This is a genomic window from Streptomyces spinosus (assembly GCF_020400655.1).
Lineage (GTDB): Bacteria > Actinomycetota > Actinomycetes > Streptomycetales > Streptomycetaceae > Streptomyces > Streptomyces argyrophylli.
In genome coordinates this window covers 296,074-307,784 of record NZ_JAINRC010000005.1, presented here as the reverse complement: position 1 = coordinate 307,784, position 11,711 = coordinate 296,074, and the positions used below count along the sequence as shown (strand labels likewise).

At 67.3% G+C, this 11,711-nt stretch carries 13 protein-coding genes; 2 read left to right on the top strand and 11 right to left on the bottom strand.

Translation table 11 applies throughout. The annotated features are described in order from the left end of the window. Positions 1-95 precede the first annotated feature (95 nt). The 11 genes from LG395_RS12570 to LG395_RS12520 all read right to left on the bottom strand — a co-directional run bounded on the left by LG395_RS12570 (position 96) and on the right by LG395_RS12520 (position 8,415). Positions 96-401, bottom strand: a complete 306-nt coding sequence (locus tag LG395_RS12570) for a SpdD-like protein (RefSeq protein ID WP_225809401.1) — start codon at positions 399-401, stop codon at positions 96-98. 20 nt (positions 402-421) lie between these two features. After that, positions 422-577, bottom strand: coding sequence for a hypothetical protein (locus LG395_RS12565; RefSeq protein WP_225809400.1), 156 nt, complete (start codon positions 575-577; stop codon positions 422-424). 14 nt (positions 578-591) lie between these two features. Next, the gene (locus LG395_RS12560; RefSeq protein WP_030339219.1) at positions 592-771 is read right to left on the bottom strand and encodes a mobile element transfer protein; all 180 of its coding nucleotides are present in this window, start codon (positions 769-771) and stop codon (positions 592-594) included. A 13-nt stretch (positions 772-784) separates the two neighbouring features. Then, complete coding sequence (locus tag LG395_RS12555) at positions 785-1,480, bottom strand: DUF2637 domain-containing protein (protein WP_225809399.1); 696 nt, start codon at positions 1,478-1,480, stop codon at positions 785-787. Between the two features lie 87 nt (positions 1,481-1,567). Continuing rightward, the gene (locus tag LG395_RS12550) at positions 1,568-2,935 is read right to left on the bottom strand and encodes an FtsK/SpoIIIE domain-containing protein (protein WP_225809398.1); all 1,368 of its coding nucleotides are present in this window, start codon (positions 2,933-2,935) and stop codon (positions 1,568-1,570) included. A gap of 5 nt (positions 2,936-2,940) precedes the next feature. Continuing rightward, positions 2,941-3,288 carry an SCO3933 family regulatory protein gene (locus tag LG395_RS12545; RefSeq protein WP_225809397.1) on the bottom strand — a complete coding sequence of 116 codons (348 nt, stop codon included), beginning with the start codon at positions 3,286-3,288 and terminating at the stop codon, positions 2,941-2,943. Positions 3,289-3,480: 192 nt separating this feature from the next. Next, positions 3,481-4,302 (bottom strand): integrase, encoded by an 822-nt coding sequence (locus LG395_RS12540; protein ID WP_225809396.1) that lies wholly within the window; start codon positions 4,300-4,302, stop codon positions 3,481-3,483. Then, the gene (locus LG395_RS12535; RefSeq protein ID WP_225809395.1) at positions 4,299-5,150 is read right to left on the bottom strand and encodes a sigma factor-like helix-turn-helix DNA-binding protein; all 852 of its coding nucleotides are present in this window, start codon (positions 5,148-5,150) and stop codon (positions 4,299-4,301) included. Before LG395_RS12535 ends, LG395_RS12540 begins: the two co-directional genes overlap by 4 nt. A 175-nt stretch (positions 5,151-5,325) precedes the next feature. Further along, a complete protein-coding gene (locus LG395_RS12530; protein WP_225809394.1) occupies positions 5,326-5,715 on the bottom strand; it encodes an ATP-binding protein in 390 nt (129 codons plus the stop codon). 95 nt (positions 5,716-5,810) lie between these two features. Next, positions 5,811-6,662, bottom strand: coding sequence for a helix-turn-helix domain-containing protein (locus LG395_RS12525; RefSeq protein WP_225809393.1), 852 nt, complete (start codon positions 6,660-6,662; stop codon positions 5,811-5,813). Between the two features lie 550 nt (positions 6,663-7,212). Beyond that, complete coding sequence (locus tag LG395_RS12520) at positions 7,213-8,415, bottom strand: DNA cytosine methyltransferase (RefSeq protein ID WP_225809392.1); 1,203 nt, start codon at positions 8,413-8,415, stop codon at positions 7,213-7,215. 227 nt (positions 8,416-8,642) lie between these two features. Here LG395_RS12520 and LG395_RS12515 point away from each other — a divergent pair, with 227 nt between their 5' ends. Continuing rightward, on the top strand, positions 8,643-10,724 hold the full coding sequence (locus LG395_RS12515; RefSeq protein ID WP_225809391.1) for a hypothetical protein: 2,082 nt from the start codon (positions 8,643-8,645) through the stop codon (positions 10,722-10,724). After that, positions 10,725-11,705 carry a hypothetical protein gene (locus LG395_RS12510; RefSeq protein ID WP_225809390.1) on the top strand — a complete coding sequence of 327 codons (981 nt, stop codon included), beginning with the start codon at positions 10,725-10,727 and terminating at the stop codon, positions 11,703-11,705. Positions 11,706-11,711 lie beyond the last annotated feature (6 nt).

The window sequence follows — 11,711 nt, the reverse complement described above, 5'->3', positions numbered from 1 at the left end:
GCGGGTTCCTCCTTGAGTGGTCTGGGGCGTCCACCCGGCCTGCCTGTCCAGGGGACTAGACATCACAGGCAAGCGGGGCGGAAGCAGCCGTTGAATCAGCGGCGGATGAGCAGGGAGCGGATGACGACGGCGCAGACGGCGACCGAGGTAGCGGTCAGGGCGACGGCGAGGAGCATGGAGACGAGGACGGCACCGACGACCAGGACCACGGCGGTGCCGCCGCCGACGAGAGCGAGCACGGTTCCGGGCGTGTGCTGGACAGCCGGACGGGATGCGACCGGAGCCTGGGAGGCCGGCGGCGTGGCCGAGCGAGCCGGGCTGACCGTGCTCGGCTGGATAACGGTGGGCGGGGCGGCCAGGCTGGTCGGCTGCGGCATGGTCGGGATCTTCGGCCGGAACATTAGGGATCTCCTTTCGCGGGTTACTTGACGAGGAGGTTGATGACGGGCGCCAGCAGGCTGTCGGCGAGGAGGTAGCCGCCGAGGAGGAGTACGGCAATGAGCCACCAGGGCGGGCGGATGAGCTTGACGCCGAGGACGCCGACGACGAGAAGGGCGAGCCAGAGCGGAACGTCCATGGGGTGGTCTCCTGTCAGGCCGAGCAGCGGTGGGTACGGGCGGCGAGTTCGGCGGCGGCGCGGGAGTCGTACTCGGCGGAGAAGTCGCAGCGGGGCGCGGTGCAGGCGGCCAGGTGGCGGTTCCTGCCCCGGTCGACGTAGGAGGCGACGTTCACGGGGCCGATGCGGCGGACGTTGCGGAAGCGGCGGTGCATGGCGGTGCTCCTCTCAGAGGTGGGCGGCGACGGACGCGGTCATGGACGGGGGCAGGCCGAGCCGGGCGCGTACGGCGTCGGGGTCGGCGGGGCGGCCGGTGGTCGAGCGGTGTTCGTCGGCCAGGGCCCGGACACGGTCGATGAGGACGGGCGGCAGCGCGACGGCGGGGCCGGGCGGCGGAGCCGGGACGGTTTCCGGCTCGGACGTGGTGGGCTCGCGAGCCGCTGCTGATAGCGCGTCCGGTGCGGGAGTGTCAGCGGCGGCCGGTGTAGTGGCCTCTTCCTCGGGCGGGTCAGTGGTCGACGACTCCGGGACCGCCGACGTGTCCGGGCTGTGCGGCGTGTGCGCCAGGAGGGTGCCGCCGAAGAAGGCGACGGCGGGCCAGCCCGCGACGACGACGCGGAGCGAGGCGGGGACGTGGTCCAGGTCGAGGAGCCCGGCGGTGGCGACGTTGGCGCCAAGAGATGCGGCCAGTGCCACCAAGAACCACAGCCGCGGGCTCCCGGCCGCCTGCCCTGCTCGCTGCTGTTGCCTCATCCGGCGCCATGCGGCGACCAACAGCAGATCCACGCTGATGGGGTAGGCCCACGCCTTCCAGCCGCCCTGTCCAGCCGCCGCCGCGAGGTCGTGGAGGTGGGAGAAGGACAGGGCACCCGCGATGACGGCCTGGACGATCACGGCGTCCACGCGGACCAGGTGGGCACGCATCGGCTCCGGTTCCTTCCTGCTTTGGGCATGGGAGGGGTAGGGACATGGCGCGAGGCGGTCACGCCGGCCGTGAGGTGATGGAGCGGGCTACTCGGTCACCGGGCACGCGGTGGGCGCAGCAGCGGGCGTGGAGGACGATCCGGCGGATTCGACGGCAACGGCGGGCCGGAAGGAGTCGAGCCGGGGCAGTTCCGGGACCAGGGCCGACGTGTCGCGGCAGACGGCCGCCGCGTCGGTGAGGGTGAGATGGGGCGAGCGGACGCGGGACCAGCCGCCGGAGGAGTCGCCGACGACCGCGACACCGGGCCGCTCGGCGGGGATGGAAGTGGCGGCCAGCGCAGCCTCAGGGGAGATGTCGGCCAGGGCCATGTTCGCCGAGGCTTCGTCGTTGACGCGGTGGCAGACGCGGCCGGTCAGCTGAGCGCGCAGCATGGTCGCGCCTTTGCCGAGTTCGGCTCCGAAGCGCTGCCCACAGACTTCAAGGTAGATGCCGGCCGCGCGGCCGAGCTGGGCGAGGCGGATGAGCTTGGTGACCATGGCGTCCCGCCGCTTCTCGTCGTCCTTGTTCGCGGCGAGGAAGAGTTCCGCCACCTCGTCCACGACCACCACGACCGGCACCGGCCGCACCGTTTCCGGCAGCCCCCACACGTCCGAGGTGAGGACGGCGTCCGGACCGGTCCCGCCACTGAGACCGATCAGTCGGAACCGCGCCTCCATCTCTTCCACCAACACGTCCAGGAGTTCGGTCGCCCGGTCCGGGTCGTCGGCGAGCGCGGACAACCGGGGCGCGAACGGCGCCAGTTCAACGCCCCACTTGCAGTCGATCCCGACGAGCACAACCCGTTGCCGGGCCAAACCGCACAGCAGGTTGCGCAGGTACACCGACTTGCCGGACTGTGTAGCGCCCAGAATCAGTTCGTGCGGCACGGTGCGGAAGTCCCGTACGTGCCAACGGCCGTCCTCCCGTAGGGCCAAGGGCAGGCAGAGCGGCTCGGCCGCCAGTCGACGGCGAGCGGGGCGTACCTCGGCGAGCACATCCCAGCCGACCAGCCGCAGTTCGAGCCACCCCGGTTTCGTGGGGCGCACGTACACGGCATGGGCTCCCCAGGCGTGCCGCAGCCGGTCAGCGGAGGCGGTGAAGTCCTCGGGTGCCTGTCCGGTCGCCATGCGCAGTCGCATCACGAGGCCGGACCCGGTCGGCAGTGGGAAGGTCCGCCGGGGTGGTACGGGCGCCGCCTGCCGCCCCATCATCCGGGCAGTGGCCCGGCGGACGGCCGAAGCGGGGACCGTCAGGCCACACGCGTCCATCGTCGCCCGGTACGAGATGAGCAAGCGCAGGGCGACGACCGGATACCCGACCAGCCACCAGAACACCACCGGCATGCGGCGGCGCGCCACCAGGAGCACGACCAGGACCAGCAGGACCGGTAACAGCGCTCGCACTGTGTCAGCCATGGCGATCAGCCCTGCGCCGCAACCGGCGCGTTGACCATGACGGCGTCGGCCCGGTAGGCGATGCCGTGACGGGCCCGCCCACCGAACTCGCTCTCCCAGGGCCGGGCCACCAGGCCCGACAGGATGACCGGCGCTCCCATGACCAGACCGTCTCCGATGCCCTGCTCCGGAACGGTGACCTTGATCATGTCCGAACCGCCGGCCGCGATGAACACCAGCTCCAGCGTCATGAGCCGCTGATTGGTCGCAGGGTCGACGGCGACCTCACCGGTCTGCCGGTCCCTGACCTTAACCTCGGGCAGCTTGGTGACGAGCAGCGTGGCGGCCGAGGTGTCTACGGGGATGACTCGCATCAGTACCTCACTGAGTTGTCAGCGCCTTCGGTGATGGGCGCCGCTTGGACTGGATACCCCCCTAGACAGCACAGGGAGGTGACCACCCGACTGTCTAGGGGGGTCGATAGTAAGGTAACCGACACCCCGTCAACTGTCTAGGGGGGTATACGAGCGTGGGTGAGTCGCCCGTCTCAACCTCTGCCGTAACCGCTACGTCAGGGACCAGTGAAGGACGGTCGCATCGTCGTGCGCCTTGCCGCGGGGCCACCGTCGACCGTCGGGGTCGCCGGCCTCGGCTTCACGTACGCGGCGGATCAGCTCATCAGGGCCCGACGAGTTGAGGAGCGCCAGGGTCTCTTTCCAGTCGGCCAGCTCGAAGCTGTCGACGAGTCGCGTCGCACCATCACTCAGCAGTGTCACGGAGGCGAGCGAGTCCAGAGGCACAGTCCCGGCCAAGGCGTGATCGGCCGCCTCTGGCGTGGGTCCTGCGATCCAGAATCCGCCCGGCCGGTTGCGGAGCCCGGTCAGAGCATCGCGGTATTCGGCGAGCGCGGCGGAGTGTTCGGATGAGCCGGTGGGCAGCGTGTCGACCGGTCCGCGCAGCCGCTTGCCGACTTCGTCCAAGCGCTGGTCGGTGATGGCGGTCGTACTCCCGTCGGCCTCGGCGAGGAGGAGGGTGGAGTCTCCCAGGACGAGATAGTCCAGGACCTCCCCGTGGGCCCGGACAGCGACGACCGTGCTGGTGGGACTGGCCCGGTATGTCAGGTCGCACGTATCTTCGTGCAAGGAGCGCACAGCGCGGATCGAGTCGGCGAGACAGTCGCTGAGCGGCCGGGCGGGGACCGCCGCGATGGAGCTCAGCAGCAGTCCGCCTAGCGTCGAGGAGAACCATGCGATGCCGTGCACGCATCCGGTCTCCGCACCGGCCACGCCGGCGCCGTCGAGGAGAACGGCCGCACCGAGACCGGCAGCGGCGAAGTCCTCGTTCGCCCGTGCCGGTTCGGCCGGTTGCGATCCCAGAGCGACGATCACGCCGTTGCCCCCTCTTCGTGCAGGTAGAGGGGGCAGAGCAGTTCGACGGATTGCGGTTCGTCGGTCTCGGGGTCGTATTCGACGCTCACCAGCGTGGAGAAGTGACGTTCCCCCACCTGCCCCCAGAGCGTGTTCAGGTCCGAGGTCAGCAGGTGGACCACACCGAGGGAGCCTGCGGTGTGGATTCCGGCGATGGCGAGGACCGAGCCGTTACCGTCCGGCCGTGGCAGCCGGCCGAGGTATCCGACGTCATGCGGACGACGGGGCTCGATGTCGGCTCCCGCGTTGTACCTCGCGCCGGTCCGCCGGTCCACCAGAGCCCACGGTTCACCTTCCGGGTGTTCCCAGCCGAGTACCGGGTCCTGGGCGTACAGGTCTCTCATCGCCTCGGACATGCCGGGCCCGCATACGACGATCAGACCGTCACGGTTGAGATCGACCTCGCCACTCACGAGAACGTGACCGGAGCTGACGGCGAGCCCGTAGGACTTGGCCAGCTCCTCCAGCCGCTTGCCCGAGTTCATGTCGGCCATGGCGACGACCGGCCGCTTCTTCTCGGCGTCCCATCGCAGCGGAGTCACAACAGTGACGGCGCCCATACCGAGGAAGGCTCCCTCTGGCGCCGGCCCGGTGTGCCGGATCTGATGAATCCTTCCCCGGCTCAGGCCGGCCTTCTCTGCGATCTGCGCATAGGACAGCCCTTGCGCGTGGAGGTCCTGGACCACACGGCGACGGAGCCGGGCGAGTTCGGTCACCTCTTGCTGCGCGTCGGCCAGCCTCTTCGTGACCTCACGCAGAAGCAGATACGGATCATCGATCGCGGTGATCCGTTGCAACTCGTCCGACATGGCCGCACCTCCTGGAAGTACCCAGGAGTCTAGGGCCCTAGACGGAATGGGCGGGAGGCGCCGCCCTGTATGAACGCCGATCACGAAGAACCGGGACCTCCGGCGAGGGACACCCCGCGGGCTCACTCATCACCGCCAGCGACGGGGGCCCGAAGGGACATCGCACCCGACGCGCTCACGCACTCGCTCGCGCCAGTTCAGCCCACACCGAGCGCCCGTCGCGCCAGACCGTGTAGCCCCAGTTCTTCGCGAAGGCTGCGATCAGCCGGAGTCCACGGCCACCCTCTTCCCGGTCGGTGGCATGGCAAAGGTGCGGCACCAGCTCACCGCCTTGGTCGACCACCTCGATCCGCACGACATCGTCGCCGAGGCCGACGATCACGAAGAAGCGGCCACCCTCCGAGCCGCTCAGCGTGTGCCGCAAGGCGTTGGTCGCAAGCTCACTCACGACCAGGACGGCATCATCCACCGGCCCACGATCGGCCAGCAGGGACGCGACGAAGTGACGAGCATGGGGCACCTCTTCTGGCAGGCCTTCGAAAGCACGGCACCACTTGGTGAGCACGGGGACTCCTCCGTACGTCTAGGGGGCTAGACAGCGCAGCGGCAGAGTATTCCCAGGGGCGCACAGCGCGCCAGGCATTCAGAGGAATTATTCCTCTAAGGAGTGAGGGGGTCTCCGAGCTCGCGGAACTCCTTCATCACCAGCAACAGCAGTTCTCGCACCTCAGGACCGAAGACCGCAGCACGCTCGAAGTGAGCGAAGGTCCCCTGATAGGCAGCCAGCTCCTCAGCGTCGGTGGACACCCGCTCGCTGTCGAACGTCTCCACCACGACCGCCCGCTGGTCGCACAACGTGAAGCCATGACGCGGCAGCACCGGCACCGGCCGACGCCAGGGGATGACCCCGAGCCGTACCGTGCTCAAGCTCTCGACGGCCAGGAGCCGGTCCAACTGAGCGAGCATCAGCGCGGGAGTTCCCGGCCAGGTCCGCAACACGGCTTCCGTGAGCACGAACACCGATTCACGCCCCGGCTCGTACAACACGCTCTGCCGGTCCACGCGGGCAGCGACAGCCCGACCGACAGCCTCGGGGGCCGACGCGGGTGCACTCTCGAAGACGTGCCGCGCATACTCCGCGCTCTGCAACATGGCCGGCAGAACCACGCACTGGAAGGAGCGCACCAGCCGCGCGGACCGAACCGCTTCATCCACCGCCGCGCCGGTCCCCGTTGAGTCGTCCGCGGCCGAGCCTGAGTCGGTGGCGGCCATCACGGCGGCCAGGAGGTCGCGTAGCTCGCGGCTGGTTGACTCGTCCAGGTCGAGGGCCCGCGAGAGCCTGTCGAGCACGTCCGGGCTGGGGACCATACGGCCGGTCTCGACCTTGGACACGGACGGTTGTCCCACGCCGGCCCGCTGCGCCAGCACAGCACCGGTCAGGCCAGCCTGTGTACGAAGCACTCGCAGACGCGCTCCCAGCGCCTTCATCAGCTCCCGCCGCTCACTCCCCATGCCCAGGGTTCTACACCACGAGCCAGCAGGCGCTGGTACTGCCAGCCGCAACGATCAGCAGCACGAGCATGATTCAAACTTTCTCTACTGGTTCAAGTCGGCTCGCTCCGCTCACCGCGCGCGGCCCGGCCCCCGGCCGGGCCTGCGCTCCTGTCTCCGCCCCGCTCCAGCCCGGCCGGCGCCCGTGCCGCGCTCATGGCAATCAGTCGCCTGATGCCAGAGAAGGGGTACGTCGTGGCTGGGGCGGTCGGCTCCGCGGCTTTACGGAGCCACTTTGGCGCGAGCCTCGAAGATCATGGCCCCAACGTCGTGCTTTACCGGGCAGGTCCACAGACTGCCCGACGAGGCACTCAACCTCCAGAACGCCGGCATCGCCATCCAGCACGTACGAAGCAACCTCTACGCCTCAGCAGCCACGCTAGTGGCAGCGCACCAGCCGACACTCGAGAACCCGCACCCGCCACAGCCCGCCTGCCAGGCCGAGCCATGCAGGCGCTCCCCTCCGGGCGAAGGTTGGCCCAGCAACAGAGTTCACAGAACGGGCCGGAGGTCAGCCTCTCGTCGCCAACCGTCGAGGGGAAGGCCCAATCCCCTCGCCTGGGTGAGCCTCCTTAGCACCCACGTGGGGTTGGTACGCCTCAGGAATCGGGACAGGCGCGACGGCACGCGGGACCCTCAGCTGACGCACGGGCAGCAGAGACGGCGCTCCCGCCAAAAGACGAGACCTGGCTGAAGCCCCGCCCAGCTCAAGGTCTCTCACGATCGTCCGCCCCAGTACCTCTGCAAGTAGCGGAGGGGTCGCGTTACCCACCATCCTCCGACCAGCGCGGAACGGCTGATCGATGATCCATTCATCAGGGAAGGTCTGCAAGCGCATCTGCTCACGCACAGAAAGGGGCCGATTATCCCAGTGGAACGGCCCCGTGCTCGGCCCAGGAGAGGCCGGCAAGGTCCAGGACGGTCGATCCTTGGCCAGCTTCAGCAGAAACGACCAGTACCGGGTTCGCCAGCCGAAGAGTTCCTCACCGTCGCCACGAGCCGTGAGATGGAGATAGTTGCCACCTTCTGGGATGGAAGGCAGTAGCGCCGCCCATTGCCCTGTAGCAACAGGCTTCTCATCCTCTTCAAGATCCCAAAGCACGTCCCAGGCCCGCATCGGGTCGCCTGCGTGAGTCGCCTCCGGCAGGTGAACCTCTGCACCGTCCCGGTACGCAATACCGATAGCCCGACGTCGATGCTGAGGCACCCCGTAGTCAGCTGCATCAACGACCTTGGCCACCATCCTGTAGGAGGTGCCATGCCGATCGTTGATACCCGCGAGCCCCTCGTCTATGACCTCGGAGGCGTTCCCGTTCCCTCTCAAGAACCCCTCAACGTTCTCGACGAGCAATGCCCTAGGGAGGAAACCCTCAACCAGGTCGAGCATCCCATGCACACACTTGGCTCGGTCGTCCTCCATGCCACTGCGGGCAGTCGAAGCCCACTGCGCAGCCTTTGAAAACGGCTGACAAGGCGGCCCCCCCGCAATGAGGTCGAGTTGCCCGCGCTTCATCCCTAGCGCTCGGGGAGTGAGGTACTGGGCAGCAGTGTTGACATCGCCGTTGCCAGGCATGGCCCATCCCGGCCGATTGGCTGCGAGCACGGCCCTGGCTTCAGCGTCAACTTCCAGGCAAGCGACGGTAGCCAGCCCGGCCCTCTCCAGACCCACGTCAAGGCCACCCGCTCCGGTAAACAGAGAGAGCACCTTCCCCATGGGCCGGGTTCGCGCTGACGATCGTGCGGCGGTCAACGGAGGCACTCCCCGAAGTAGATCTGCTCAGTGTCTTGACAGAGGGAGCTCACCGGAGAAAACCGCAGTTGTCAAGGCAGCCGGGCAGTTCAGCGAGCACAGACACCGAAGGATATCCGACAGACGTTCGAAAAGCGACCAATGTCCTACCGATGGGCTAACGTCTTCCTACGCAGACGAGGGGGTTGCCCATGGACTATGACAGCTGGAACAGAGTTCTCACGGAACACTTCTTCCCCCTCCGTGAGGCAGCAGCCCCTGTGTACTTGTCGGTAGACGATGCCCTGCTCACCGAACTTCTGACCAGACACACCCAGACTGCCACAACGCCCACGACTGCAGCCGAGAACTTCCAAACTGCCATCAGGAGCCGGGTCTTCGGGCGCGACCCCTTCGAAGGCATCGCCTCCAGTGCTCGCCGCTGGCGCCGACACGGGGCCGCGGGCCACCCGCCTTTCATCGCACTCCTCGCAGCAACAGTGCTCGCAGCCTCCAGGATGAACCGCTCCGACAGCACTGCAGCCGGCAGGTTTTCCTACTATGGTCCGCTGCGCGAGCTGCTCGGCCTGCACGAAGGCTCCGGCATGCCGGACGGCTACGACGTGATCGTCCCCACCCTGTGGGGTCACCTGAAGTGGTGGCTGACCGAGCATGAACAGGGCCGCCGCGGTCTGCCCTCCGCTATTCCCCATCCGACCCAGGTCAACATCGGCTGGTCCCTGTCCCAAGCCGTTCTGGTCGGATCGGACCGCGTGCAAGTCGGGCTGTTCCTGTCAGCGATCGGAGCACAGCCGGGAGATTCGGTCCCCGAAGCGGAACTCCTCGACCGGTTCCAGGAGTGGGTACGGCTCAACCGGCCCAGCCCGCGAGTCCAGCGCGCTCTGGCATCGCCGGAGTTGCGACCGATCCTGGCAAGCATCCTGCAGCAGGAACTCACCCACTACGACGGGCTCCCGAGAAACTCCGCTGGCCTGCCGTGTGTGCCCTTGTCTCTCACGACCGATGCAGGCGGTGTCCCGTACGGCATCGCGGCCCGCATCCCCTCCCACCTCCGTCTCGAATCGCTCAGCCTGAGCGGCGACGTCATCACGGTTCCCTCCGGCGCGGAATGGTTACCTCTCACGCCTCCGGACCAGAAGCTCACTCCGGGATCGGCACTCGAACTGGCCGCCGACAACGCCACGCTGATGCTCCCCGCTCGCGACCTCTACGTCCTCCAGGCCAACGACTTGGTCGGGAAGTGGACGTCCGTCAATACAGCGGAAATCGGGGTTCCGCATCGGGTATTGGTGAGGACTGACTTCGCAGCGCAGGCGGAGGCGGTGATGCTTGCCTGTGGGTCAGACGCCGTACGCCAGCCCCGCAGAGTTAAGGTGCCGCCCGGCTGGACGTTGTTCAAAGACTACACACCGACCCGATCCGCGACGGTCTCCGGCGTCGTCGGCCCGCTGGCCCCACTGCACCAGCAGCTGGCCCGCCTGTCCGGCGGCCTCCGCATCGATGGCGGCAGACAGACCTACCTCCTCGGGTACGCACCCGATCTGGTTCTGCCAGCGATTCACGATGACCATCCGCCTGCCGTCACCATCAACGGGGCGCCCTTGCCGCCGATTTCCCCGGCCTCGACGGACACGATCACGATTCGGCTAGCGGATCGAGTGCACTCCGTCGGCGAGCACCAGATCGGGGTTGGGAATCGCAAGCTCACCTTCACCCTGGTCGAGCGCTACCGGGAGAGCGTTGCCCTGCCGCTACTGGCGCTCCCTCCAAGGAGCAACAAGCTGGCCACAATCCCCAGCAAGGTCCAGAACACGGCAAATCCGTCGGCGCGCGCCGCCTGGCTGCCGCCCGGTCATTTGTCCGGCTCGTTCTTCGGAGACTACCAACCCGACCTGCTTCCTTCTACGAGCCTCCTGCGCCTCGGCGGCTCGATCTACGCCCTAGGCGAGAATCGCCTCGCTGCCCAGCTCGTTCCCGAAGCGCCAGCCTGGATCGCCACCATGGACCAAGTGCCTCACGCGATCGACATCGAACCGCTGCTCGTTGCTCTGCCTTTCCAAGCTCTATGGCTGCTTCAGGTAACCGGTTCCCAGAACGCCAGGGCCTGGCGAGCCCCGATCGTCCAAACCGGATCCAGTGGCCCGTGTGACGCACCTTCAGGGAGCTGGACAATTCTCAGCCAAGCCGCCTGGCACAGGCTGACCTCTGGGAACATCACCACCACCGCACTGGCTTGCGCACAAGACTGGACCGACTACACGGCAGGGAAGTGAATGTTGCACGACGAGCTGCTCCTGTGGTGCTCCGAACGCGGTGCCGGGAGCCTCGATGCCTTCCACGCCACGTACACATGGCTGGGGAAGGGCAAGCAGGAAAGTTCCACGCTGGACTGGCGCATCGCGTTGTACAACCTGCAGGTTCTCGGCCATGTCGAAGTGGACTGGGAAGCCCGGATCTGGAGTGTGACACCACCGGTCCTCACTACCTTGCCCAATTCCGGAGGGCACGCGCTCCTGGTGGGGCAAAGGCCGCTCTGGCTCATACAGCGGCTGGAACGGCTGCACGAAGACCCTGACCCTGGTACGGCCGCACTCGCGCAGTCCGTGGTAGCACTTCCGCCACTTCGACAGGCCAACGGCCCGTCGGTGCGGATGGTGACACTGGCGGATCCTGAGGAATGCCGCGCTCTCTGCAAGGTACTCGGCATCGCCTTCGAGGACCGCGCCGCGGATCAACTCGTTCTGCGTCTTCCCCGCTTCCAAGAAATGCTTACCGAGCGTGGCGTACAGCGGGGGCCCGGCGGCGTCGATCCCCAGAAGATGTCCGAGGGGGGCAGTGACCTCTGGACAGATGTCGAAGGCCACGGCGAACCACCTCTCCACGGCGCCTACAGATATCAGCGCTACAACACCCACCGCTATATCTACTGGATCGGCATGAGCGGCTTCATCGCCGACAAGCGCACGGTGATGTACGCGGAACTCGCGCGCGCAGAACGCTGGGTGCTGCGATACAGCCCGCTACGGCGGGAACTCTACGCCCCGAAACGCATGCAACTACCGCATCTCCACGCCCGCGCCGCAGTGCTGCGCAGCGGGCTGCTGCCGCAACTAACCGCGCTCGACCCGCAGACAGATCCAGACCGGCAGTCGATTCCTGGGCACAAGAGCTACGTCAAATACGTGAACATTGACGAGGCATTCGCCAGAAAATTGGCCGAATCCCTATACCAGAAACTTCAACTCGTCCCCTAAGTCCGG

Bases quoted from the DNA above. Each gene is read 5' to 3' on its own strand.
- LG395_RS12555 (WP_225809399.1), bottom strand. From the start codon at position 1,480: ATGCGTGCCCACCTGGTCCGCGTGGACGCCGTGATCGTCCAGGCCGTC.
- LG395_RS12520 (WP_225809392.1), bottom strand. From the start codon at position 8,415: ATGGGGAAGGTGCTCTCTCTGTTTACCGGAGCGGGTGGCCTTGACGTG.
- LG395_RS12550 (WP_225809398.1), bottom strand. From the start codon at position 2,935: ATGGCTGACACAGTGCGAGCGCTGTTACCGGTCCTGCTGGTCCTGGTC.
- LG395_RS12525 (WP_225809393.1), bottom strand. From the start codon at position 6,662: ATGGGGAGTGAGCGGCGGGAGCTGATGAAGGCGCTGGGAGCGCGTCTG.
- LG395_RS12535 (WP_225809395.1), bottom strand. From the start codon at position 5,150: ATGTCGGACGAGTTGCAACGGATCACCGCGATCGATGATCCGTATCTG.
- LG395_RS12560 (WP_030339219.1), bottom strand. From the start codon at position 771: ATGCACCGCCGCTTCCGCAACGTCCGCCGCATCGGCCCCGTGAACGTC.
- LG395_RS12510 (WP_225809390.1), top strand. From the start codon at position 10,725: ATGTTGCACGACGAGCTGCTCCTGTGGTGCTCCGAACGCGGTGCCGGG.
- LG395_RS12545 (WP_225809397.1), bottom strand. From the start codon at position 3,288: ATGCGAGTCATCCCCGTAGACACCTCGGCCGCCACGCTGCTCGTCACC.
- LG395_RS12565 (WP_225809400.1), bottom strand. From the start codon at position 577: ATGGACGTTCCGCTCTGGCTCGCCCTTCTCGTCGTCGGCGTCCTCGGC.
- LG395_RS12570 (WP_225809401.1), bottom strand. From the start codon at position 401: ATGTTCCGGCCGAAGATCCCGACCATGCCGCAGCCGACCAGCCTGGCC.
- LG395_RS12515 (WP_225809391.1), top strand. From the start codon at position 8,643: ATGGACTATGACAGCTGGAACAGAGTTCTCACGGAACACTTCTTCCCC.